15 protein-coding genes are annotated in these 23,709 nt (G+C 40.0%); 8 read left to right on the top strand and 7 right to left on the bottom strand.

Annotated elements, in window-relative coordinates:
• Positions 1 to 66: 66 nt before the first annotated feature.
• Together ACZ1GV_RS09925 and ACZ1GV_RS09920 are read right to left on the bottom strand one after the other, a co-directional pair.
• The gene (locus ACZ1GV_RS09925; protein WP_472674027.1) at positions 67 to 2,733 is read right to left on the bottom strand and encodes an ATP-binding protein; all 2,667 of its coding nucleotides are present in this window, start codon (positions 2,731 to 2,733) and stop codon (positions 67 to 69) included.
• Positions 2,734 to 2,745: 12 nt separating this feature from the next.
• Positions 2,746 to 4,026, bottom strand: coding sequence for an ABC transporter substrate-binding protein (locus tag ACZ1GV_RS09920; RefSeq protein ID WP_472674026.1), 1,281 nt, complete (start codon positions 4,024 to 4,026; stop codon positions 2,746 to 2,748).
• 281 nt (positions 4,027 to 4,307) lie between these two features.
• Between ACZ1GV_RS09920 and ACZ1GV_RS09915 the strand changes: the two genes are divergently transcribed.
• The 5 genes from ACZ1GV_RS09915 (at position 4,308) to ACZ1GV_RS09895 (ending at position 13,254) form a co-directional block, all read left to right on the top strand.
• Positions 4,308 to 5,720 carry a TolC family protein gene (locus ACZ1GV_RS09915; RefSeq protein ID WP_472675885.1) on the top strand — a complete coding sequence of 471 codons (1,413 nt, stop codon included), beginning with the start codon at positions 4,308 to 4,310 and terminating at the stop codon, positions 5,718 to 5,720.
• The gene (locus ACZ1GV_RS09910; protein WP_472674025.1) at positions 5,713 to 6,999 is read left to right on the top strand and encodes an efflux RND transporter periplasmic adaptor subunit; all 1,287 of its coding nucleotides are present in this window, start codon (positions 5,713 to 5,715) and stop codon (positions 6,997 to 6,999) included. The genes ACZ1GV_RS09915 and ACZ1GV_RS09910 overlap by 8 nt, the downstream gene beginning before the upstream one ends.
• Positions 6,996 to 10,082, top strand: coding sequence for an efflux RND transporter permease subunit (locus tag ACZ1GV_RS09905; protein ID WP_472674024.1), 3,087 nt, complete (start codon positions 6,996 to 6,998; stop codon positions 10,080 to 10,082). Before ACZ1GV_RS09910 ends, ACZ1GV_RS09905 begins: the two co-directional genes overlap by 4 nt.
• A gap of 157 nt (positions 10,083 to 10,239) precedes the next feature.
• Positions 10,240 to 12,159, top strand: coding sequence for a methyl-accepting chemotaxis protein (locus ACZ1GV_RS09900; RefSeq protein WP_472674023.1), 1,920 nt, complete (start codon positions 10,240 to 10,242; stop codon positions 12,157 to 12,159).
• 195 nt (positions 12,160 to 12,354) lie between these two features.
• Positions 12,355 to 13,254: a mechanosensitive ion channel family protein gene (locus ACZ1GV_RS09895; protein WP_472674022.1), complete on the top strand. Its 900-nt coding sequence runs from the start codon at positions 12,355 to 12,357 to the stop codon at positions 13,252 to 13,254.
• Positions 13,255 to 13,288: 34 nt separating this feature from the next.
• On the opposite strand, the gene ACZ1GV_RS09890 is transcribed toward ACZ1GV_RS09895, so the two are convergent.
• Positions 13,289 to 13,852 carry a hypothetical protein gene (locus tag ACZ1GV_RS09890; protein WP_472674021.1) on the bottom strand — a complete coding sequence of 188 codons (564 nt, stop codon included), beginning with the start codon at positions 13,850 to 13,852 and terminating at the stop codon, positions 13,289 to 13,291.
• A gap of 236 nt (positions 13,853 to 14,088) precedes the next feature.
• Here ACZ1GV_RS09890 and ACZ1GV_RS09885 point away from each other — a divergent pair, with 236 nt between their 5' ends.
• Positions 14,089 to 14,466: a MerC domain-containing protein gene (locus ACZ1GV_RS09885; RefSeq protein ID WP_472674020.1), complete on the top strand. Its 378-nt coding sequence runs from the start codon at positions 14,089 to 14,091 to the stop codon at positions 14,464 to 14,466.
• A gap of 28 nt (positions 14,467 to 14,494) precedes the next feature.
• On the opposite strand, the gene ACZ1GV_RS09880 is transcribed toward ACZ1GV_RS09885, so the two are convergent.
• Positions 14,495 to 15,001 carry a DUF6702 family protein gene (locus ACZ1GV_RS09880; protein WP_472674019.1) on the bottom strand — a complete coding sequence of 169 codons (507 nt, stop codon included), beginning with the start codon at positions 14,999 to 15,001 and terminating at the stop codon, positions 14,495 to 14,497.
• A 95-nt stretch (positions 15,002 to 15,096) separates the two neighbouring features.
• Positions 15,097 to 17,586 (bottom strand): M1 family metallopeptidase, encoded by a 2,490-nt coding sequence (locus tag ACZ1GV_RS09875; protein WP_472674018.1) that lies wholly within the window; start codon positions 17,584 to 17,586, stop codon positions 15,097 to 15,099.
• A gap of 279 nt (positions 17,587 to 17,865) precedes the next feature.
• On the opposite strand from ACZ1GV_RS09875, the gene ACZ1GV_RS09870 reads away from it, so the two are divergent.
• Positions 17,866 to 19,365 carry an Hsp70 family protein gene (locus tag ACZ1GV_RS09870; protein ID WP_472674017.1) on the top strand — a complete coding sequence of 500 codons (1,500 nt, stop codon included), beginning with the start codon at positions 17,866 to 17,868 and terminating at the stop codon, positions 19,363 to 19,365.
• Between the two features lie 60 nt (positions 19,366 to 19,425).
• Here the strand turns inward: ACZ1GV_RS09870 and ACZ1GV_RS09865 are convergent, their stop codons facing one another.
• Both ACZ1GV_RS09865 and xseA read right to left on the bottom strand, forming a co-directional pair.
• Positions 19,426 to 20,625, bottom strand: a complete 1,200-nt coding sequence (locus ACZ1GV_RS09865; RefSeq protein WP_472674016.1) for a serine hydrolase domain-containing protein — start codon at positions 20,623 to 20,625, stop codon at positions 19,426 to 19,428.
• A gap of 30 nt (positions 20,626 to 20,655) precedes the next feature.
• Complete coding sequence (gene xseA / locus ACZ1GV_RS09860) at positions 20,656 to 21,999, bottom strand: exodeoxyribonuclease VII large subunit (RefSeq protein WP_472674015.1); 1,344 nt, start codon at positions 21,997 to 21,999, stop codon at positions 20,656 to 20,658.
• Between the two features lie 201 nt (positions 22,000 to 22,200).
• Here xseA and guaB point away from each other — a divergent pair, with 201 nt between their 5' ends.
• Positions 22,201 to 23,670, top strand: a complete 1,470-nt coding sequence (gene guaB / locus ACZ1GV_RS09855; protein WP_472674014.1) for an IMP dehydrogenase — start codon at positions 22,201 to 22,203, stop codon at positions 23,668 to 23,670.
• The last annotated feature ends 39 nt before the right edge of the window (positions 23,671 to 23,709 follow it).

Below are 23,709 nucleotides of genomic sequence, written 5' to 3'. Positions count from 1 at the left end.
CCTTTAGACTAGTTCAATTTCAGTGGTGCTGGGTGAATATATGAAGCTTTGATGATCTAGAACAAGTTACGAATGTAAATGCTCCGATAAAAATTGGCTGAAAACATCGACAGTAAGAGGTTTTGTTAAGTAGTGATCGACGCCTGCGGCAAAAGCCCGATCAAAGTCCTGTTTCATTGCATTTGCCGAAAGTCCGCAAATCAAAAGGTCATTAAAGCCTTTTTTACGTAATGTTTTAGTTGCCTGATATCCATCCATTATAGGCATTTGCATATCCATTAGAACTAAATCATAACGTGCGCTTTCAGCGAGTTTTATTGCTTCTAATCCATTTTCTGCTAAGTCGTAGGTCATTCCAAGTAATTCAATCATTTTTGAAGCAACCATTTGATTTATCTTATTATCTTCAACTAACAAAACGTGTGCATTAAACTGCTTGGTCGTAAAGTTATCGTTCGTTGTAGTTGATTTTTCATTATGATGTGAATGCGCTAGCTTAGTCAGGAACTGTCGGAAATCACTAGGTGTTATTGGGTGACTTAACAAAGGCACATCAAACTCTCGACTAAGCTCTTTGAGATTAGCGTATTCGTTCGTGTCACCAATCAACCCAAGCCGAATGCGTTTTTCGTTGAGTATTAAAATCTGACTTTTTAAAGCAGTCAAGCTGCGTGTCTGGGGTTGTAAAACAACAACGTTACTGTCGAGTGAATCATTCGCCACATCCAATTGGCCTTGAATGTCGTCTGTGTCGGGTAAAAAGGTAACAGCTACATTATGTTGTTGCCAAAAGCGAGCAGGCATCAATGCGTCACCCTCTTCGCAAATATAGTAAATGTGGCTAACAGGAGCGTCATCGAACAGCATATCGTTATCGCCGGTAACACTATCGAGAGGCAAGGTGACGGTAAATTTACTGCCGTGGTTAACTTCAGATTCACATCTTATTTCACCACCCATGAGTTCAACTAAATTACTAACGATTGACAAGCCTAAGCCTGTGCCACCGTATTTTCGACTTGTCGAACCATCAGCTTGAGTAAATGACTCAAATACCTTGGCTTGTTGTTCGGTGGTCATTCCCACACCAGTATCGGAAACGGAAATCGCTAAACAAGGGTAGTCACCTTTAATGTAGCTAACAGAAATATCAACATGGCCTTGGTCGGTAAACTTTATTGCGTTATTACAAATATTTAAAATTATCTGACCAATACGGCTTGGATCGCCCTTCAGTAAGGGAGGCATTGTCGAGTCGATATAAGCTCTAAGATTTAAATTTTTCTCGTAAGTTTTTGCAGTTAAACTGTGTATTAGAGAATCTAGTAATTCATAGATAGAAAAATCGATTTCTTCGATTGACAATTTTCCAGCCTCTATTTTTGAGAAGTCCAGAATATCGTTGATGACGCTCATCATAATGTTGCTAGAGTAATTAATTTTCTCTAAGTAATTTTTTTGCGTTTTATCTAACTCTGTCATTCTCAGCAGATCGACAAAACCAATAATACCATTCATTGGCGTTCTTATTTCATGGCTCATATTAGCTAAAAACATACTTTTTGAATTAGTCGCCTCTTCTGCTTTTTGCTTTTCAATTTGTAGCGCATTATTCGTTTCGATTTGTTGCTGATTTTGTATTTCAGACTGTTCTAACAGCTTTATTGTTTGCTTATTTTTGTCACTAAATACTTGAGCTGCCCGAGCTAATTGACCAATTTCATCTTTTTTATCTAATTCAGGAATTGATTTGACGGTTTCACCTTCGCTGAGTTTGGTGAACAATGATGTGATTCTGTGAATTGGCGATACCACACGGCGTACAAAAAACATGGCGGTCAAAACAGACAAAAATATCGCTAAAATTAAAAAGCCGTTGGTATAACTGGAAAAAGAAGCAAGACTTTTTTCTGTACTATCTCTATTAAGCGCTACGTCTTGATTGACCAGTTTTGATAAAACGTTGGTAATATATAGAAACTCATTGGCAGAGCCAGACATCACGACATTAACTAAAAATATATAACCCCGAGTGATTTGAGTGAGTTGATTAAAACTGGTCTCTATCAATTTTATTTTATTTGAAACCTCTTGGAGTTCTTGTGGCGAAAGGGTACTGCTTGACGCTAAATTGGATAAATTAACAAGGTGACGCTTAAAACTTTCTATCTGCTCAAAGGTCGGGGCATTCAAATATTTAACAGCAGCCAATTCAGTCGCTGTAACCTCAATTTCCAAGTTTTTAGTGGTCATGTTGGAGTCACTGCTTTTTAAATACGCTCGAATGTCTTTTAAAGGTTTTTCTACATTGTTTGTGTATAACTGAGTGCGATCTCTTTTGCCTTTAACAACTTGTTGAAAGTTCTCTTGATAGTTATTTAAGTGCCCACGTAGGGCCGAGATGTAACCTTCAATATCTTGTTCTGTTGTTTCAGAGTATTCTTTTGATTCAAATTCCGAAATATTATTATTTATCGACTCAATTAGACTTATTGTGCGGGTCAGGACCGAGGCACTGCTGGTTTCTTTAAAAATAAGAACGTTGCGCTGTAAGTCCAATAGTTCCTTTTCTAAACTTGCCACAATCTGAACGTTGGTAATAGTCTGTTGAGTAACACTCTGTTGGGTCTTGAAAGTGTTGAACGTAGCACGAAACAATACCACTTCTAAAAGTAGTAAAAAAGTGAGTGAAAACAGCACTAAAAGAAGCTGTGTTTTTAAAGAAGTAAGCATCAATTTACCAATTTAGGAGTTAATAAACTCATACCATTTTTGCAAACTGTAATCATAAGACTGCATAACTGAATTCCATACGGCAACATTACTAAACCGTTTTTCATAACTGCCACCGCGTCTTATCTCTCCTTGTTTAACAACGGTTTTACCGTCAGTACCCACAAGATTCGAAGACGCTGGCTTTCCTTGATACCAATAATCCCACTCTGCGCCACTTAGGTATTTGGCAGAACGTTGAGGGTTACTGATGTAATAACCTTGTCGAGCGATGAAAGCCCCTGGCCATCCAGACAACCACCAATTCATATAATCATAAGCTGCATCTTTTACTCGCCCCTGCGTGGCGGATGATAGACACATTACCCCATGCCAACCTCGATAACCTTCTTTAGGCGCTGCATAGGTAACTGGAATGCCCATTCCATTTAACTGCGATGCAGCAGGAGAGAACATACTTTGAATATGAACTCTGCCCGACTTCATAAACTGAACAGATTCAGGTACTGAGGTCCAAAATCCATTAAAGTGATCTTGTCGCTTTAATTCAATCAAAATATCAAAAAGTTTATCTAATTCATTGTTAGAAATAGCACCGATATCGTTAAAAGTCATTAAACCTTGTCCTTGGGCCGCTAAGGCTAGATCAAACACACCGATTGTTGGCGCGTTAACAATACCCACTTTTCCTTTATTTTTGGGGTCTAATAACCACCCCCAACTCTCAGTCTCATAGGGAATGCCCTGTTTAATATGGTTAGTGTTGTAGCCAAAGGAGTCGACATTATGAACATAAGGTAAAAAACTTAACTGGTCAGTGTGATCCGTGCCAAGCTCGCCGTTATTTTGGACGTGCAGTATTCTGTAAGGGGCATCACCCGCACCAAGGTTCGAATTCGTATTTAGCTGCCCGGTCTTAGATAGGTTATTAATTTCATCCCAGTTTTGAATCCTTTTTTTATCAATAGCTTGTATGGCCTTAGAGGACCAAAGAACACGTATGCTGTTTGACCATTGTTCATATAAGTCAAAGGATTGTGGTGCCATTGATGCTTTTTGTAATACAGCCGCGCTGCCTTTGGGTTCGAAGACTAAGTTAATTCCTAAATCTGCCATTGCTTGCTGTCGCAGCGTTTCTTGTAACGTGACGTGAGTTCCTAAGACACGAACTGTGGTGGTCGTTTTTGAAAAAACTAACGGAGCCTTACCCATGACCCAAGCCGAACCGGCGACTTTTCCTAGCAGTTTAATTGTATCGCGCTTAGGCTCGTTTATTTTGTCGTTATGGGACATACAGTTAAATCCGTGATTAATATAATAATATAGAGATTTAAGCGTAGCCTAAAGCCTCAAAGGTGCAATTTCATATTAAGCTATTTGTTATGGTTCGTTATCGCGAACTTGAGTAATTCAGCGACGGTTTTTGGTGATTAATCGAAAACAATGTCAATTAACGTAAATTTAATTGATTCATATTGAAGGTTTTCCGTATATAGACATACAACATTCTATTTACACAAATTTTTATGGAAAAGGGTTTGACCTTGAATACAACGTTACCCACTCAATTTAAAATGAGCACCTTGGCAGTTACCTGCTTAATGCTAAGTGCCTGCAGTAGTTACTATCAAATGCCAACTGAATTGAAGCAGCAGGAGCTTAATTCAGATGCTACACCTAAATCGTGGAGCATAGGTGATCAGAAAAGCGGGGGGCTGATTTCAGACGGCTCTTTTCAAGAATTAGACAACAACCAAGTTAGGCAACTAGTTAACCGAGCGCTTTCTAATAATCTGCAATTACAGCAGCAAAATTATGCTCTTAAGATCAAGGAACAAGCCGTTATAGCCAGTGGTAGTAATTTATGGCCATCGCTAGAAGCTGGTTTAAATACTAGGCGTAGCAAGTCACTTGATCCAAGTTCAATAAGTAATAACTTTGATGCGGATATTACCCTTCGATACGAATTAGATTTATGGCAAAAGCTTGCGGATTCTGACAAAAAAAACAACTTAGAATATTTAGCCGAACAGGCTTCATTTGAGGAGGCCAAGCAGTCCTTAATCGCAAATGTAGTTTTAGCCTGGTTTGATGTAATAGAAGCCAACAAGCTGCTAGCTTTATACTCACAACGAATTGAAAATGCGAAACAAAACTTGTCAATTATCGAATCTGGTTATCAACAAGGTTTAAACGGCGCACTGGATGTTTATTTGGCCAGAAACGAGTTGCACAGTGAAGAGTCAAGGTTGGCCTTACAACAAACTACGCAGTCAACAGCAATTCGCGCTCTTGAACGCCTAATGGGTGAATATCCTGCCGCTTTATTAGAAGTGAATGCTGATATTCCTACCTTTGAGTCATCGTTAGATATTGGTATTCCTTCGGAGCTTATTAAGAAAAAACCATCCTTAAAAGCTAGCTGGTATCAGTTAATGGCAAAAGATGCCGGGCTTGCATTTGCACACAAGCAACGTTTTCCAAGTTTTATACTATCCGCATCAACAGGTGACAGTGCCTCGCGCTTTTCTGATCTATTTAGTGGGTCTGGATTGGCTTGGAATTTAGTTGGCAACTTAACGGCGCCGCTATTCGAAGGTGGAAGACTAAAAGCTAATGAGCGTTCCGCTGAGTTTCAATTGCAACAAGCAGAAAAAAATTACTTAGACGATATATATTCGGCCTTTGAAAATGTTGAAAACTCTCTTTCAGCGCAGCGCAGTTTAATAGTGCGATACGAGTCAACAAAACAAGCGATGGAAAATGCTGTAGCGGCAGAAAAACTAGCGTTTGAACAGTATCAAAGTGGCTTGGTGACTTATACCACAGTGCTTGATGCACAAAGTAGAGCCTTTGACGCACAGAGCTCTCTTATTCAAATAAAAAAACAACGGGCGGCCAATCGCATTCAACTGCAATTGCAGCTAGGCACGGCATTTATTGAACCAAATAACAATACATCGACAGGCGACATCAACAATGATTAATGTGAAAAAACTAATTCTTCCAGTAGCAGTGCTAACCGGGACTGTGTTCCTGTACTCGTTCATTATGTCTAATCCTCCAGAGGCTCAGCGCCGCGGTCCGTCAAAAGCTTCACAAATGTCGGTTCAAGTAGAAAAGATAGAAAGCAAAGACTATCCAATTGTGTTGGAGAGTTATGGAACGGTTCAACCACGAACCCAGAGCGGTCTAGTTTCGCAAGTTGGTGGTCAAATTACTTATGTTAGTGATCAATTTAGAGAAGGTGGATTCATTAGCAAAGGAGATGTTCTGGTTATTGTTGATGATAGGGACTATTTAGCAGAAGTTAATATTGCAAAATCAGGCTTGTTGTCAGCTCAGCAAGGCCTTGTTGAAGAACAGGCTCGCGTTGACCAAGCAGCTACTGACTGGAAAAGGCTAGGAAATAGCAAGACGCCAAGTGATTTGGTGTTAAGAAAGCCTCAATTAGAAGCGGCTAAAGCAAAAGTATTGTCGGCAGAAGCGCAGCTACAAAAAGCACAACTATCACTAGAACGAACCAAAATTACCGCACCTTATGATGGCAGAATACTGACGAAACTGGTGGATTATGGGCAGGTTATATCTGGCAACACTAAAGTAGCTGATATTTATGCCACTGATTACGTAGAAATACGTTTACCTATAAAGAATAAAGACCTGGCTTTGATGACATTACCTGAAGAGTTTCAAGATGAAGCTGGTTCGGTGGTAGATGCCAAGCAGATTTTATTTAAGTCTGATTTAGTGGGTGATCAAAAATGGCTAGGAAAAGCCGTCCGTACGGAAGGTGCAATTGACGAAAAATCTCAACAACTTTATATCGTTGGACAAATAGATGAGCCATTTGTAAAAGGCGCTCATACAACTAACCAGCGTTCTGTTCCAATTAAAATTGGCCAATACGTGACTGCGGATATTCAAGGAAAAACATTATCAAACGCTATCGTAATTCCAAATAAGGCGATATACCAAGGCAGTTACGTCTACATAGTTGTTGATGGTCTATTAAGGAGAACGGAAGTATCAGTGCGCTGGCAAAATGACGAAGACGCAATCATAGATAAAGGCTTATCTCCTGGCGATTTATTAGTTGTTACCTCGCTTGGTCAAGTTAGTTCTGGGACTCGAGTATCGATTATTGGTGACGATGAAGCTGCTCCGAATGGCCAAATAGAAACAAGAAAAAAAGCACGTAAAGATGATGCTGCTAGAGGCAACTCAGAAAGGAAAGGTAAAGTGCAAAGAGGTGAACAACAATGATTGCTTGGTTTGCGAGAAACGGCGTCGCTGCTAATTTACTCATGTTTTCGGTGTTATTTGCCGGACTGTTTAGTTTAAGCACACAAATTCCTTTTGAAGTCTTTCCATCATTTGAGACAGATAGAATAAGTATTAACGTAACACTTCGAGGTGCTACACCTGAGGATACAGAACAAGGTATTGCAATTCGTATTGAAGAGGCAGTTCAAGACTTAGAAGGTATAGAGCAAATTACCAGCCGTTCAACCGAAGGTTCTGCCTCTGTAACAGTGGAAGTTGAAAGTGGTTATGATGCGCGAGAAATGTTGGCCGATATAAAAAGCCGGGTTGATGCTATAAATACTTTTCCTAGCGATGCCGAAAAGCCTGTGATTGCATTAGCCCAGCGAAAACGAGAGGTAATTGCCGTTGCTTTATCTAGCGTATATGGTGAAAAGGAATTACATGAATATGCAGAGCAAATTAGAGACGACTTATTAAAAATTCAAGGCATCACCCAAATAGATTTAAGCGGTGTTCGTAATTATGAAATTGCAGTGGAGATTTCAACAGATAAATTACGCCAGTACGGTCTAACCCTAGGGCAGGTTTCTTCGGCTATTTCAAATTCAAGTGTGGATGTTTCTGCCGGTACGCTGAAAACAACCGGTGGAGACGTATTGCTTCGCTCAAAAGGGCAGGCATATCGACAAGACGAGTTTGCTCAAATTCCAGTAAAGACTAATCCAGATGGCACGATTATTCGATTGTCTGACATTGCAAATGTTCTGGACGACTTTGAAGAAACGCCAATTAGAACTCGTTTTAACGGTAACCAGGCTGCGTTTTTAGATGTTTATCGAATTGGGCAACAAAGTGCTATCGACGTTGCTGATAAAGTAAAAGCCTATATTGAACAAAAGCAATTATCACTACCTTACGGCTATGAGCTTAGCTATTGGGATGACGATTCACAAATCGTTAAAAACCGTATCTCAACGTTAACGACCAGTGCGTTGCAAGGTGGCTTCTTAGTTCTATTATTACTCACGCTATTCTTACGCCCTGCTATCGCTTTTTGGGTGTTTATCGGTATTCCGGTTTCGTTTATGGGTGCCTTTATTGTTATGCCTTGGTTTGGCATTTCTTTAAACGTAATGAGTTTGTTCGGTTTTATCCTTGTACTGGGTATCGTTGTCGATGATGCGATTGTGACTGGGGAAAATATTTATACACACTTACGAAATGCAGAGTCAGGCGAAGAAGCGGTAATTAAGGGTACTCAGGAGGTGGCAACACCGGTAACTTTTGGTATTTTAACAACCGTTGCAGCCTTCTTACCGTTATCGTTTATTGAAGGTGCCAGAGGCGCGTTATTCGCTCAGATCCCAGTTATTGTCATTCCCATTTTGTTAATGTCGCTGGTGGAGTCTAAATTTGTTTTACCATCACATTTAAAAAACTTAAAACTACGTCGTGAAAAAAATCAGATTAGTAAGTTGGAAGCGTTTCAACATAGATTTGCAGACGGCTTTGAGCACCTTATTCTTCGTTACTATCAACCTGTTTTGCGAGTGGCGATTCGAAATAAATTCGCGACAGTAAGCTTATTTTTATCTGTATTTTTAATTATATTGGCGCTGATCATGAGTGGCTGGACAAAGTTTATCTTTTTCCCACGCATTCCAAGTGAAACAGTGCGAGTAAATATCTCAATGCCAGCTGGTACACCATTTGAAGTAACCAACAAATACATAATTAAAATGTCAGATAAAGCAAAAATACTGCAAGACAAATATGTTGATGAGGATACAGGTAAAAGCGTCATTATGAATATTTTGGCGACAACAGGTGGTCGTGGTGGCGTTTCAAACCAAGGTGGTGTCCGTTTTGAAATCATTCCGCCGGAGCAACGTTCGTCGACAATAACCGCAAATGACTTAGCGAGAGAGTGGCGTAAACTTATCGGGCCAATTCCTGGAGCCGAAAGTGTGACGTTTAGATCTGAAATTGGCCGCACGTCTAGTCCAATTGATGTTCAGCTTTCTGGTACGTCTTTAGATACGTTAAAAGAAGTGGCTGATTTAGTTAAGCAACGGCTTGCTACTTATCCAACCGTTTTTGATATCGCCGATTCACTGTCAGATGGTAAACAAGAGCTGCAAATTGAGTTAACACAACAAGGTGTAGCACTTGGATTGACAAGAATGGAAGTATCCCGTCAAATTAGGAACGCCTTTTTTGGTGCACAAGTTCAGCGTGTTCAGAGAGGTCGAGACGATGTCCGAGTAATGGTAAGACTTCCTCTGTCTGAGAGAAACTCAGTCGCTCAACTACAAGATATCTTAATAGTGACACCGGACGGCGGCACCGTACCATTTGCGCATGTTGCAAGTTTAAATGCAGGGCAAAGTCCATCCGCTATATATCGTATTGATAGGTTTAGAACCGTTAACGTAACAGGCGATATTGATAAAAGTAATACCAATATGACCGTGCTACAAGCCGATTTGAAATCTTATTTAGATGAACTTGTGTCTCAATATCCAGGTATTTCACATTCTTTGGAAGGTGAGGCGAAAGAGCAACGCGAGTCCTTTAGTTCATTGGGCTGGGCGCTACTATTTGTATTCTTTATTATATATGCGTTACTGGCAATTCCATTCAAGTCGTACTCGCAACCGCTAATTGTTATGAGCATTATTCCTTTTGGTATGATTGGCGCCGTCATGGGCCATTGGGTGATGGGAATGGAGTTAACCATTATGAGTCTACTCGGCATGCTTGCGTTAATTGGGGTCGTGGTAAATGACTCGTTAGTATTGGTAGATTACATAAACAAACGTCGTTCGGAAGGCCTTGACTTACAAGAGGCGGTGTTAACTGCGGGCAGTTCACGTTTTCGTCCGGTTATGTTAACAAGTTTGACGACCTTTATTGGTCTGATGCCATTGCTGTTTGAAAAATCAACTCAAGCACAGTTTTTGATCCCTATGGCGGTCTCACTTGGTTTCGGTATTTTATTCGCAACGTTTATTACTTTGCTACTAGTACCAGTAAACTATCTGTTAATGGCTAAAGCTAAGGCTTGGTTAACCACTTAGCATTTGAACATCATTAGGTGTAGCAAATTTATCCTTAAAAAAGCAGGCTTATTAGCCTGTTTTTTCACATCTTTACTATACTGAATTTGAAATTATAGAAAGTCGCTCACTTTCTCCTAGTATTCACATTAATTCGGTTCAGTTAAGTAGGATTAAAATGACTATTCAAAAGAAGTTTCTTATTGCGTTGATTGCGTTTATTTGTGTGTTCTTAGTTCTTCGAACTTCCGTTATTTGGTATGAAACAAAACAAGCGGTGAGTAACGAAGTAGCGCAACAAAAAAGTTTGTTAGTCGATAAGGTATCATCACTGTTAAATGTCACAAACGACATAATGTCAGAGCGAGTTGTAAGTAGCCTTACTTTATTAAAACAACGAGCATCCAATTTAGGTTCGCCTAGTTTAGGTGAGTCCTTATCTGTAAATGGCACCTCAGCAAGAAACATCATGATAGGTGACTACTCAGTTGCAAATAACTATGCGTTAGTCGACGGCTTAACCGAAGTTATGGGAGGGACTGCAACGATCTTTTCTCGACAAGGAGATGACTTCATCCGTATAAGCACGAATGTGATGAAGGAAGGAAAAAGAGCAACGGGCACCAAATTGTCCCCTTCAGGCAAGGCGATGGCAGCGATAAAACAAAAAAAAGCGTATTTTGGTCAGGTCGATATTTTAGGAAAGCCTTACCTTACAGCTTATGATCCAATTATTGATTCAACAGGTGATGTAATCGGTATTTGGTATGTCGGGTATTCTGCAAACCTGGATGTATTGGCTGAGCAGATATCAAAAGCTAGGTTGTTAGAAAACGGCTTTGTCGCACTGCGAGATGGTAAAAAGCAACTTAGTCAGTATTCGGCACATTTAACGTCAAAACAGATAACCGACATCATAAATAGCGGTGATGGCTATGAAATAACAACAGTACCTTATACGCCTTGGGGTTATGAGGTTATTCTAGGAGTTAAGGACTCAGACGTTCAAGGATTGGTAATGAGCTCTATATTAGTTGGCGTAATTAAGCTGTTATTTACCATGTCATTATTTGGAGTTTTGGTCTTTGTTTTACTCAGAAAGCTAATCCTACAACCAATCCTACAACAAACGGTAACCATACAGGAATTAACAAAGGGTGAAGGGGACTTAACGGTTCGTATTGGCTCTAAGCGGCAAGACGAAATTGGTGAAATGGCTCGCTCGTTTGATGGCTTACTTGAAAAGATGCACTACACGGTTAAAAACGTCAAAGATAAAACAAGTGTCTTATTGAACTCAGTAGAAGAAGTGTCCAAGTTAGCAAATAACATGACAAAAGATCAGGCAGAGCAACATCAAAAAGCAGATTTGCTTGCATCTGCAATTGAGGAATTTAGAGCCACTGCAGGTTTGGTTGCATCAAATACTGATAACGCAAATACCGTATCACAAAATGTTTATGAAGAAGCGAAGTCGGGTTCACTTACCCTAAAAGACACCACGCAGCGTATAAAGCTACAATCAAAAAGTATTGCTGAATCTGAGTCTGTCATCGAAGAGCTGGCTAAAGACAGTGAGTCTATCTCTACGGTGCTAGATGTAATTCGCAATATTGCAGAACAAACTAACTTGCTTGCATTAAATGCTGCAATTGAGGCGGCAAGAGCAGGTGAACAGGGCCGTGGGTTCGCTGTTGTTGCTGATGAGGTTCGCTCTTTGGCTAGTCGGACTCAGTCATCGACGGAAGAAATTAATACTATGATTGAGAAGTTGCAAAAACAAAGTAGCAGGGCAACAGAAATCATGTTTAAAAACCGTGAAGAAGCAGAACAAAATGTCGACTTTACTGAGCAGGCGAATCAAGCGTTTATGAATGTTTTAAATGCAATGCAACAAATTCACGAATTGAACGATGAAGTGTCTCGAGCGGCTAATGAGCAAGCTCAAGTGTCGCAAACAATTGCAGAGGATGTTAGTGACGTATTTGACGCTAGTACTCGAAATAGCGAGAGAGCCGAGCAAGCCAAAGAGGCTGCTTCGAAGTTAAAAGAGTTGGGTACGCAAGTCGGTAAAGTATTAAATGAATTTAAAGTCTGAAAAAGTTACATAAAAAAAGTAGTAATTACTCACATTAATCCCAAAAGCCATTACAGAAATAGATGTAGTGGCTTTTTTTTAACGGTGATTCATTTATTTCCTTCTAATTCAATATTTTACAACTTTGTTTCCACTCCTGAGACGATGGCATAGTGTTTGCGTAGTTAACGCTAAAGAACAAAAGGAGTTCTCAGTATGAAACTACCAGATTTAGCCCCATATTATGGGTTGATAGAAGAAAAGCTAGTTGGTTGGCTAGAAATATCAGTAAAACACCTACCAAACTTTGTCGTGTCTTTGTTTATTGTTTTGTTTTTTTCACTGTTATCGCGGGTTCTTAGTAAAACCTTTAGAACGGTGTTACACAAGACATTAGAGTCTAGACAGATTGCCGATTTACTTGCTTCTATTTTTAAAATAATAGTAATGACCATTGGTATTTTTGTAGCGCTGGATTTCATGGGTTTGTCGGGTACCGTTAAGTCATTATTAGCTGGTGCCGGAATCGTTGGTTTAGCAATTGGCTTTGCGTTCCAGGACATGACTGAGAACTTAATTGCCGGTATTGCGATGGGCATTCGTAAGCCTTTTCAAATTGGCGATGTTATAAAAGCGGATGGTGTGTTTGGCACTGTAAAGGCAATAAACCTAAGAAATACATTAGTCGAAAATTTTTACGGACAATTAGATATAGTGCCAAACAAGGTGTTATTCAGAAATACACTAACTAATTACAATACGACAGGAGAACGTCGTGTAGAGATAGGTGTCGGGATCTCTTATGCCGATGATATAGAGTTGGCTTCTCAAGTTTTAGTTGAAGCGATAAATCAAAAAGACTTTATAAAAAACCAAGAAGAGACAGCTGTTTATGCTGAAAGTTTTGGTGACAGCTCAATTAACCTATTGGTGTGGGCTTGGATTGATTATCCAGGACATGTCGGCTTTATGCAGGCAAGGCATGAACTTGTAGTGACAATAAACAATACGCTTAAAGAGAATGATATTTTAATTCCGTTCCCAATCAGAACATTAGACTTTGGCATAAAAGGTGGTGAAAAGTTAAATAGCATGCTTTCAAATAAGACTTCATAGCGAAACGATCGAGTACTCATAGATGAGTCGTTCATTAATGGCCGGGTTTCATTCCGGCCATGTTCTCTGAAATTAGAATATAGGTTTCCTGTGCGGAAGTTATCAAAACTGATCTTTCGATGTCTAAAATAGATAAAGTATCAATGGCAGTGAGCGTTTTTAACCAATCCTTTTCCACATGACATAATTTTTTCCAAAAGCTCAACTCGACACTATATTTTTTGCCGATAGTTGACTCCATCATTGGAAATAACATTTTTGCGGTTTGTGAAAAACTGTCAAGCGCATAGCGAATTCCCCAATACTGTTGTTCCTTTGAGCCTAGTCCTAATGCTATAAAATTTGGCGCAGGAATGGGGAGGTTGCAGTCTAATAAGCTAGAAATACTTAGTAACTCTGCTTCTAATTGTGACAACCTTGAATTGTAGGGAGACGCTGGCAAAACGTTTACTTGCCGCTCTAATCTAATTAGACGCTTCTCTATTTGGACATACGAAATATAAAACCGACTAATAATATTAAAATACTGCTCTAGTGTAAGTTTTTTAGAGAGTACATTTGGGTTGATAACCGCTTGCTCCAGCTTTTCCTGCAACATTCTGGTTTTATGCCTAAGGACCTCCGAGTTCGATGTCTTATCGGTCGTTAGAATTTGATTAAAAATAGAATTTTGTTGGGAATAATTACTAAGCGCCATAATTAACTTTTGGTTTATAAATTCATTTTATAACTATAGTCGAAAATCTATTTTGGGCGGATTTATCTAAATAAAAACTGGCTCAAAAAAATGTAATGTTATATTATATCAAAAGTTGTTTTTTATAGGTGTTGCAAATGAGAGATATTTTGGGCGCGTGGCTGTCAGTATTGTGCGTATTGCACTGCTCTTTGCCGATCCTACTCTTATCGTTTGGTGCTAGTTTTGGGCTACATGAGTTCTTAGAGTCTATTCATGACGAGTGGCTTCATGCTGCATTGATCACGCCTATTGTGTTTATACTTGGCATAAGCCTTCCAAAGGCTTATGCAGCGCATCGTAACGCTTTACCTATTTACTTAGCCGTGCTGGGAGTTGTTACTTTGACGATGGCTGTTATTGGCGGACATCATTTTGAAACACTGCTAACAGTGATAGGGAGCGCTTTTGTTATTAGCGCTCACTTAATTAATAGAAAGTCCCTACGTGGCCATGTTCAAGCTGTTATTGGCTAACCAATCATTATAAATTAGCCAATAGAACTTATTGATTAACTGGCGGCAATGACACCGTTCGCCATACTTCAGAACCTTCAAATTGTAAGCTCTTTGCAGGCCCACGCCCTTCAATGTTCACTATGTTAAATTGCTCGTCCCAGACTTCTCGTAGTGCATCTTGACGGATTCTTAACCCGGCTATACTTTGAGGCATTTTGAGCTCTTGATAAACCCAAAAATAGCCAGCATCATTTTGATACCCGACCAAGCTAAAGGGTAAAACATTACCGTTGTTATCTTGAACTTCAAATTTAGTCTCTACATATGCCGCAAACTTTGCTTGCGTAGTTTCATCCGCAATAATATCTGCCTTGGCATCAAATAATTGCCATGCTGCTTCTTCTGCATCATGCAACATAAAGCGATGCATCACTTCGATGTGATTAGTACGTTCATTAAATAAAACAATAGTAAATGCCGACTTCATTTTGTGAGCTTGGATTGGCATCGCAGCGCACAACAATACAAACATAAATGTAACTAATCTAAACAAGCGCCTTTCTCCTAAAAAAAATGCCCGATAACTTCGGGCATTTATTGTATCGCTAAATTAGCCTACGTAAAGCAGGCTATGTTAACAAATATTAATTAAGCTTCTGTCTCAGACTCAGATTCTTTTTTCTTTTTGTCTTTGTCTTCGTCAGTTTTTAACTTAGTTTTAATATCTTGCATAATGTCACGGCTCGCACCAGATGTGCTGCGTTTTGATTTAAACGCTTCAACACGTGATGGAATGATACGACGCGGATACATATTGTTTTCGTTGTTAACATCAGCTGTGTCCCATGAAGGGTCAACGTGAACGCTTACAAGCTCTTTCGCTTTTTCTGTAACAACCAGTTTCTTAACGTGCTTAGGTGAACGTCTCCAAATTTCAGCAGGGATGTAACGGTCTTCTTTAGTACCATCAGCATACTCTAGTTGAAGTAAGATAGGCATCACTAAGCCACCAAGGTTGTTGAACTCAATAACGTAATAGTTTTTGTCTTCTTCAACAGCGCGTTCAAATACGCGTTTTTCCCAAGGCTTAAGACCCTTTAAGAAACTGTTGTACTTATTACGCTCTTTGTTTGTGACAGTGAAACGGTCGTTTTCGTCATAAAAATCCGTTACGTCAGGGTTTAGTTCAACCCATGTTTTCATGCCAGCTTCTTTGTTCATTTTCTCAAATAGAGGCATAGGCTTTTCATTTTCGATGTTACGCATACGAGCCATGTCAATGTCTGGATTTTTTGTGTCCATGCGCAGTTTGTAAACACCGTCTACTGAAATATCAACATGATCTGTCGTGTAGAACCAACCTGTCCAGAACCAATCTAGGTCAACACCAGACGCCTCTTCCATTGTACGGAAAAAGTCAGATGGAGTAGGGCGTTTGAATTTCCAACGTTGTGCGTATTCTTTAAACGCATAGTCAAACAACTCACGACCTAACACTACTTCACGAAGAATATTCAACGCTGCCGCAGGCTTAGAATAAGCATTTGGACCTAAACGTAAAACGCTATCAGACTGTGTCATGATAGGAACTTGAACATTACTCTTCATGTAACTAGTAATGTAACGAGGCTCTACACCCCAAGGAATTGTTGGATCCCATTCACGACATGCAACAGCGTCTAAGAAGCTGTTAAGACCTTCGTCCATCCAAGTCCATTGGCGCTCATCAGAGTTTACAACCATTGGGAAGTAAATATGACCGATTTCGTGGATAACAACACCGATAAGGAAACGTTTTTCAGCTTGCGTATAAGTACGAGAACCATCGTCTTGTAATTTAGTACGCGGACCATTGAAGGTAATCATTGGGTATTCCATGCCGCCAACTGGGCCATTTACTGACTGAGCCGTAGGGTATGGGTAATCAAAAGAGAAACGAGAATAAACTTCCATCGTGTGAACGATAGCTTCAGTCGAATATTTCTTCCAAAGATCGCCACCTTCTTTCGGGTAGAAAGACATAGCCATTACGAATGGTTGATCCTTACCGCCTTGGTCGTATCCTTTAGCATCCCACATGAATTTACGAGATGAAGCCCATGCGAAATCACGAACGTTCTCAGCTTCAAAGCGCCAAGTTTTTAGTTTAGTTGTACCTTCTTTTTCGTTTTCTAAAGCTTCTTCCTCAGTAACAACAAAAACAGGGCGTTTTGCCGTTTTTGCTTGCTCTAAGCGGTCACGCTGAGTACTAGTTAATACATCTTTAGGGTTATCTAAAACACCAGTAGAAGAAACGATGTGGTCAGCAGGAACTGTGATTTCTACTTCATAGTCACCAAACTCAAGAGTAAATTCACCACGACCGATGAACTCTTTGTTATGCCAACCTTCAAAGTCAGTAAATGCGTGTAAACGCGGGAACCACTGCGCTAGCAAGAAGATATCATTACCACCTTCACGAGCGTCATCAGGGAAGTGTTCGTAACCAGCACGAGCTGAAACGGCATCTTCTTCAACAATATTAAAGCCAAAGTCCATTTCAAACTCAACCGTTTTACCTGGCTTTAACGGACGATCTAAATCGATACGTAGGTTAGTACCAACAACCGTAATTTTTAACGGACGGTTTTTGCTATTTCTAACTGCAAGTACATCATAACCAAGTTCATTATCAGCAAGAAACTGCTGACGGCGTAACTCACCTAGACTTAATTTAGCTGGTGAATCACCATTGCCAGCTGACGTTGCAGGGCCACGACGACCAATACCAGCAAATGCAGTGCCTGCTTCAGCAATTGAGTCTTCGTAATATTTGTTTTGTTCTAACTGCATCCACAAGTACTTTAATGTATGTGGCGAGTTGTTTTTGTAGGTAATGTTTTGAGTAGCATCTAAACGACGTTTTTCTTCGTTTAGTTTTACTTTAATTTTGTAATCGACTTTTTGTTGCCAGTATTTTTCACCTGGTTCACCCGTCGCAGCACGATATACATTCGGAGTTGGAAGAATTTCTTCCATTTGACGGAACTTGTCTTCGAAGTCCCCTTTTGTTTGCTTAACGGCACTTGCAGACGCTGTCGCACTGACAGTGATGGCAAATGCTAGGGTCAACAAACGTCTAAAATTACGACTGTTCATAATATTACCACGTTATCCTATTCATTTTGCTGGTTAAATTTGACGTAGAATCTAACGTTCTAGTCGCCAAGATTAGCTGATTAGACTAGCAAAAAAGAAACAGAAAAAACACAGTTTTAACCCTTTAAGACATCCACTCATCGTAAACGTTACAGCGAGTTTTTTTGACAAAGCAAAATTATCGATTTAGCAAAACGGGCTAATCGGAAAAAACGACTGGCGTTTTTTTTCGACTTGGATAGAATCGCCTACTCATTTTTTTTAGGAGACGCACTTTTCATGGTTACCATTGGCATCGACTACGGTACTTCAAATTCAGAAGTGGTTTGGTTTGACGGAAGTCAACATCACTATATCGAGTTAGATAAGGACTCAAAAACGCCTTTTAAGATCCGATCTTCAGTATTTATTTATTATGAAGATGACTTGCCATTGCCTCCAGTTGAAGTTATCGAAGATAAAGTGCAACGCATTAAAGCGTCTATTTCGATGCAGCTAGATAAAGCTAAAGATAAATATGAAGATGCCACTACGCCAGCGGAACAGCGTCGTTATTTAACACAAATAGATCAGCTACGAGGCGAATATCATAATACTCCAAAGTTGCAGCGTCGTGCCATTAATGAGCTTTTAAAAAACCAATCAGTAGACGACCTTCCGTTACATAAAATGGTTGAAACTGGCACGTTTTTGTTCGGTGAAGCAGGATTTAAACAGTATTTAAAAACACCTGAAAAAGGTCGCCTAATTTATTCACCTAAAAACTTTTTGGGTGCAAACTTGCTATCAGGCCAAAAAGACGCATTTGTTGGATTAATTGCAAAACAGTTAGCGTTTTTTAAAGAAGCTGCAGAAAAACAACTGGGCCAAAAAGTAGGTGGTGTAGTTGTCGGGCGCCCAGTTAAATACCATGGGACACGTGGCGAAGAGGGCAATCAGCAAGCTATCACTATTATGACAGCAGCTGCAGAACAAGCGGGTTTTGAAAAAATTGACTTTCTTGAAGAGCCAATTGCAGCAGCATACCGAATCGAACAACAACTCGATAGCGAAAAAGTTGCCTTGGTCGTTGATATTGGTGGTGGTACAACTGATATCTGTGTAATTCGCCTTGGTACGCAAAAACAGCAAGATTATGACCGTCAACAAGACGTGTTATCTGTAACCGGTACGCGTTTAGGTGGCATGGAGTGTGACAAAAACTTAATCTTAAAGTCGATAGCTCCAGAAATGGGACTTGGTACTGAGACGACCAATGGTATTCCAATTCCGCCATTATATTTTAACGACATGGTAGCGGTAGATGACATTCCTCGTTTGAATAAGTTTTTCTCGGATGAAATGGGATTAGAAATTTCGCAAACTATATCGGTTGCCAAAGAGCCTGAAAAGCTCGATAAGTTATTAATTGTGCAAGAAGAGAAATTGTCTGCACGATTAGTAAACTCATCGAGAATGGCAAAAGAAATGTTATCAGAAAAAAGTCATATCGTTTTACCGTTAAAGTATATTCAATCAGACTTCAATGTTGAACTAACAGAAGCCGACTTAAAACGCTCTATGTTAGCTTGGATGACGCGAGTTAAAGGGTTAGTAAAAGAGTGTTTGGATAAAACCGATGTGCAGCCAGAAATACTATTTGTTACAGGTGGTATGAGCTTATCACCTGTAGTTCAAGCAGAGATAAAAGCAATGCTACCAGACTTACCTACGGTAACTGCAGATGCATTTAAATCAATTTCTGAAGGTTTGAGTATTCAAGCTTCAAGAATGAAATAAACGTAAATTTCGCTTAAAGCTTGAAAATCGAAATGCTAAAACTGTCAAAGGGCAATAATGTTATTGCCCTTTTTCTTTGTCTATTGATTGTTGAATTGTTTTATAAAAGGAATCGTTCCTAGACGCGAATACCGAGTTATAAGCCACCGGCCAATTGCCATTTACCGCAACAACCAAGTTTCTTTTAGGATCGATAAATATACCCTGTCCAAATATCCCTTTTGCTTGGTAACTACCATCTGTACTTGTCCACCACTGATATCCATATCCATGTGTTTCATTTGTTGCTGTTTGTTTCGATGTCGCCTTTGTAATCCAGTTATCAGGAACGATAGTCTCGCCATTAATTTTTGCGCCGTCTAAGAAAAACTGTCCAAAAGTAGCAAAATCACGAGTTGACGCTTGTATACAGCAACCACCTATCTCATTCCCTGAAGGACCAAGAACCCAAGAAGCATCTTGCTCAACGCCTATTTTTGACCAAATTTTTTCGGATAAATATTCAGCTAAAGGTTTGTTGATGGCCTTTTGTAATAACAAGCCAACTAAGTTTGTTTCGCCAGTACTGTATGACCACTGAGTGCCAGCGGGGTAGGCGCGAGGCAGTTGTCGCATGTAGCTTGCTATAGCGTCAACACCAGGTTCAGGTGTGTGAAAATTAAATTTGGATACATCAGATTGGATATCTTCATAGTCTTCATTCCATTGTACGCCGGAAGTCATCGTAATCAGTTGTTCTATGGTGACGTTGTCATACTCGCTGCCCTTCATTGAAACAATATAGTCACTGACATTATCCTGCAGACTTTTTATATAGCCGTCTTTTATTGCTGCGCCAATTAAGGTTGATGTAAATGATTTTGCTACTGAAAAGCTAGTCCACTTCTTATTTTGGTCAAAATCCAAGGCGTATTGTTCGAGTCGTATTTTACCGTCATGCAACACGACTAAGCCTGCAACTCGATTATCACGCATAAACTGGTCGATATCAGTTTGATTTAGTATTAGCGATTGACCAAGTTTTAATGTGGGGCGAATACTTGAATTAGCTTTTATTGTATTTTTAGGAACAATAGGAAGTGTGTCGATAGATTGAAAACCTGCATCTCTCTGCGCTTGGCTCCAAAATAGGACGTTTAGGTCAGTTGGTGGATTTAAGACTAAATAACGTACACTTTTATCAAGAGATAACCAAGCTGCCGATAAGCTTATCGCTAAACCTAAGGCTACAACTAAAGTCCATTTGAGCGATTTTTTCATCCTTTTCATCATTCCTTTTGCTTAAAGCTATTATCTGTCTGTTATTTTAGCGTTTAATTCACCGTTGGCGAGGCGAATATTTACGACTTCGCCTTTTTTAACTTGTTTACTATCTGAAATAACGTTGCCTTGTTCGTTCGTGGTAATGCTGTAGCCCCTTGTTAATGTGGCTAATGGGCTAACAATATTTAGTTTTTCTGCCATAGAGACAAACTTGCGATTATTGTTTGCGATTATGCTTTGCATTAATTTAGGCAATGCAGAGCTAGCATAGGTCATTCGTTGTTTGGCTGCGGTCAATTCATGCTTTGGCGATAAGCCGTTTAAGCGCTCTCGACAAAGGTGCTCTCTTTGTTTTGCATTTTTTAATGTCTGTGTCATAGCCCGGTGCAAAGCGATTTGAAGCTCATCATTCTTTTGTTGAGCGAGTTGTAATTGATAGCTTGGGTGCAACAGTGCCAGTGAACGCTTTAACTGATTTTGTTGATTCTTATTTGCTTGATGCTGATGGGCGTACGCCCTAATTAACCGACTATGTAAGTTGCGTACTTTTGTCACAAGTTCACTATTGTCTGTTGAAACTATTTCCGCAGCAGCAGAAGGGGTGGGCGCTCTTAAGTCTGCAACAAAATCAGAAATAGAGACATCTATTTCATGGCCAACAGCACTTATAATTGGAATCGCACTATTAAAGATTGTATGAGCAAGGCCTTCATCATTAAAACACCATAAGTCTTCAAGTGAGCCACCACCTCGGCCTACAATTAGTACATCAACTTCCTGTCGAACATTGGCCGTGTTTATCGCCCACATAATGTTGTCGGCCGCTTGTTTACCTTGCACCATGGTGGGATAAATAATGACTTCAGTTTGTGGTGAGCGGCGTTGCAATACTGTTAAAATGTCATGGACTGCCGCTCCTGTTGGGCTAGTCACTAAACCGACGCGTTTAGGCTCTATTGGTATGGCTTGTTTTGAGCTTTGATCAAACAGCCCCATTTGTTGAAGGTTGTTTTTTAATGCTTCGAATTCTTGCTTTAGTAGTCCCTCGCCAGCAGGCTCCATCAACTCGACAATTAATTGATAATCACCACGAGGCTCATACAAACTAAGTCGGCCTCTAACTAAAACCTGAGTTCCATTTTCAACTTGAGCACGAACGTTTCGGTTATTGCCCCGAAACATAGCGCCTTTTATCTGAGCTTTATTGTCTTTTAATGAAAAATACCAATGGCCGCTTGTTGCTTTGACTAAATTAGATATTTCACCACTGATCCAAACGTTCAGAAATTCAGACTCAAGTAACATTCTGGCTTTTTGGTTTAGCTCGGAAACTTGATAAATCTTTTGATGGGTAGGTTCGGGTGTGGTCACTATAATCACTTTAAATTGGGAGTAAGGCTAGAAGTCTAATGAATGAACATTGATAGTCAACTGCTTGTTGCTTTCAACCGCATGTATTACGGGTTAAATATATTACTTTATAATCAATTTTATGTTTACGGATGCAGACTTTTCGATTAAAATGCTACCGCAACATACTCCATCTACTTTTCATGTAAGGTACCAATTGCCATGTTGCGGATAGTCAAAGAAGCCCTAACGTTTGACGACGTTTTATTAGTTCCAGGTCACTCCACCGTTCTTCCTCACGAAGCCAATTTAAAAACACGCTTAACTCAAACTATTGAGTTAAATATTCCAATGGTATCTTCAGCGATGGATACTGTAACGGAAAGTCGCCTAGCGATTGCGTTAGCCCAAGAAGGCGGCATCGGATTTATTCATAAAAATATGTCTATTCAGGCTCAAGCGAATGAAGTTCGTCGCGTTAAGAAGTTTGAAAGTGGCGTTGTTTCTGATCCTGTAACAGTGTCTTCAGAAATTACTTTAGGTGAAGTTATGAAGCTTGCTCATGAGCACGGTTTTTCTGGCTTTCCTGTCGTTGATGATCACAATAATTTAGAAGGTATTGTGACCGGTCGAGACCTTCGTTTTGAAACAAATTTAAAAGCCAAAGTTAGCTCGGTTATGACACCAAAAGATAAGCTGGTAACTGTGCACGAATCAGCTAAACGCAGTGATGTTATGGCATTAATGCACGAGCATCGAATTGAAAAAATCTTAGTAGTTGACGATGAGTTTAAACTCAAAGGCTTAATCACAGTAAAAGACTTCCAAAAAGCCGACAGTAAACCCAATGCTTGTAAAGATGAACGTGGAAGTTTACGCGTAGGTGCTGCGGTAGGCGTTGGTCCTGGCACTGACGAGCGAATTGATGCGTTAGTTAAAGCAGGTGTAGACGTTTTATTAATTGATACATCACATGGTCACTCTCAAGGGGTTTTAGAGCGCGTTAAGTGGACTCGAGATAAATACCCTGAGTTACAAATTGTTGGTGGTAATGTTGCAACGGCTGAGGGAGCATTAGCTTTAGTCGAAGCTGGCGTTAATGCTGTTAAAGTAGGTATTGGCCCTGGTTCAATTTGTACAACTCGTATCGTTACCGGCTGTGGTGTTCCTCAAATTACAGCGATCGCAGATGCTGTAGATGCGGTCGCAGGTAAAAACATTCCGGTTATAGCAGATGGCGGTATTCGCTTCTCTGGGGATATTTCAAAAGCATTAGTAGCAGGCGCAAGTTGCGTTATGGTTGGCTCAATGTTAGCGGGTACAGAAGAAGCTCCTGGCGAAGTTGAACTATATCAAGGACGTTATTACAAGTCTTACCGCGGAATGGGCAGCTTAGGCGCTATGAATCAGAGTCATGGCTCATCAGACCGTTATTTCCAAAAGTCAGATAGTAACGAGAAGCTAGTTCCTGAAGGTATAGAAGGTCGTGTTGCTTACAAAGGCCCGATTGAAAATATTATTCACCAACAACTAGGTGGAATTCGTTCTGCAATGGGATTAACGGGTTGCCACACTATTGAAGAAATGAACACTAAACCGCAGTTTGTTCGTGTTACTTCGGCAGGGATGGGTGAGTCACACGTACATGATGTACAAATCACAAAAGAAGCACCAAATTACCGTTTAGGTTAAGTTGTTCTAAAAATATTCTGGCCGAGCTAATTCTAGCTC

Source organism: Psychrosphaera sp. HA2-10, from assembly GCF_055693745.1.
Note: the sequence above shows the minus strand (reverse complement) of the source record. Positions and strands in the feature narration are given on the sequence as shown.

Bases quoted from the DNA above. Each gene is read 5' to 3' on its own strand.
- ACZ1GV_RS09925 (WP_472674027.1), bottom strand. From the start codon at position 2,733: ATGCTTACTTCTTTAAAAACACAGCTTCTTTTAGTGCTGTTTTCACTC.
- ACZ1GV_RS09915 (WP_472675885.1), top strand. From the start codon at position 4,308: ATGAGCACCTTGGCAGTTACCTGCTTAATGCTAAGTGCCTGCAGTAGT.
- ACZ1GV_RS09900 (WP_472674023.1), top strand. From the start codon at position 10,240: ATGACTATTCAAAAGAAGTTTCTTATTGCGTTGATTGCGTTTATTTGT.
- ACZ1GV_RS09905 (WP_472674024.1), top strand. From the start codon at position 6,996: ATGATTGCTTGGTTTGCGAGAAACGGCGTCGCTGCTAATTTACTCATG.
- ACZ1GV_RS09890 (WP_472674021.1), bottom strand. From the start codon at position 13,852: ATGTTGCAGGAAAAGCTGGAGCAAGCGGTTATCAACCCAAATGTACTC.
- ACZ1GV_RS09920 (WP_472674026.1), bottom strand. From the start codon at position 4,026: ATGTCCCATAACGACAAAATAAACGAGCCTAAGCGCGATACAATTAAA.
- ACZ1GV_RS09865 (WP_472674016.1), bottom strand. From the start codon at position 20,625: ATGAAAAAATCGCTCAAATGGACTTTAGTTGTAGCCTTAGGTTTAGCG.
- guaB (WP_472674014.1), top strand. From the start codon at position 22,201: ATGTTGCGGATAGTCAAAGAAGCCCTAACGTTTGACGACGTTTTATTA.
- ACZ1GV_RS09870 (WP_472674017.1), top strand. From the start codon at position 17,866: ATGGTTACCATTGGCATCGACTACGGTACTTCAAATTCAGAAGTGGTT.
- ACZ1GV_RS09885 (WP_472674020.1), top strand. From the start codon at position 14,089: ATGAGAGATATTTTGGGCGCGTGGCTGTCAGTATTGTGCGTATTGCAC.
- ACZ1GV_RS09875 (WP_472674018.1), bottom strand. From the start codon at position 17,586: ATGAACAGTCGTAATTTTAGACGTTTGTTGACCCTAGCATTTGCCATC.
- ACZ1GV_RS09910 (WP_472674025.1), top strand. From the start codon at position 5,713: ATGATTAATGTGAAAAAACTAATTCTTCCAGTAGCAGTGCTAACCGGG.
- ACZ1GV_RS09895 (WP_472674022.1), top strand. From the start codon at position 12,355: ATGAAACTACCAGATTTAGCCCCATATTATGGGTTGATAGAAGAAAAG.